1 pseudogene is annotated in these 1,098 nt (G+C 37.7%); it reads right to left on the bottom strand.

Annotated elements, in window-relative coordinates:
• Window positions 1–781: 781 nt before the first annotated feature.
• Window positions 782–1,098, bottom strand: a pseudogene (locus tag KPX09_RS05345) (biotin--[acetyl-CoA-carboxylase] ligase); the annotation flags it as partial.

Below are 1,098 nucleotides of genomic sequence, written 5' to 3'. Positions count from 1 at the left end.
TATTGATGCAATGCGACTACGACGCACAACATACAGCGTGCAAAATCTCTGTGCATAGTAAATAACAAGAGCACTTTCAAGCTTATGGCAGTCAATACACCTTAGGCCTTTTTTATTCTCCTTATTTATAATATATAGTAACATTTCTTTAAATTTCTCAGGCTTTTAGAGCAGCACCGAGAAAAATATTTGCTTTTTCAGTTTGAAGTACTACTTGCAGCAACATCTACATCTTTACATGGACATCTTTGGCTGTTGTGTGAACTGCATTTGAGTTTCAGGAAGTGTTTTTCTCGTCACTATAATCATTAAGGTGTTGTAGTTAAGCCATTGCTAGGTGGATTGTCTTTGAGTTTTACTAAGCGTTTTTCTTACCCATACAGCCACTTAAGCGTTGTAGATTTTTGTATAGTTTAGCTATGATTGACGAGTTTCTTTAAGTTTCGGAAAACGTTTTTCTTATCACTATTTATCACCATTTAGGTATTACCGATTTTATACAATCACTTCAGCCATTTCCGGGTGGATTGTCTTTGAGTTTTAGTAAGCGTCTTGCTCGTCACTACAATCATTGAGATGTAACCGATTTTATATACAGTTCCGCTCTGCCTGCTGGATTGTCTTCGAGTTGAGGTTTTTCTAACCACTATAATAATGAGAGCGTTTCTTATTATCTTCTCCTAGCTCAGCTATTACTAGGGTGTTTTTCCTTAGTAGTACACATGAGCCTTTAAAATTCTCAAACCCTTGGCTTATAGCAGTATAGTTCCCGTTAGGGCTATTATAACATCGAGCCATAGTCTAGCTTCAAGGTATCTTCACCAGATTTCAACACTATAGAGCCATCAATATCAATATCGGTAAACGTGCCTTCATAAGTGATTCCAGCACTTGTTGTTATGCAGACGTGTGAGTTAAGCGCATGCGCTTTTTTAAGCCACAAACTTCTTAGCGGAGCAAACCCTGACGCAGAATATATATCGAGAAGTTTGGCTAGATTTTCCAATATCACTTCCAATAGCTCTACATTGGTCAATTTGAGATTTGGGATATGGCTGCATATCGAGGTCGCATATTCCGGATGATTACGTATGTTCA

Source organism: Anaplasma phagocytophilum (genome assembly GCF_023476575.1).
GTDB lineage: Bacteria > Pseudomonadota > Alphaproteobacteria > Rickettsiales > Anaplasmataceae > Anaplasma > Anaplasma phagocytophilum_A.
Note: the sequence above shows the minus strand (reverse complement) of the source record. Positions and strands in the feature narration are given on the sequence as shown.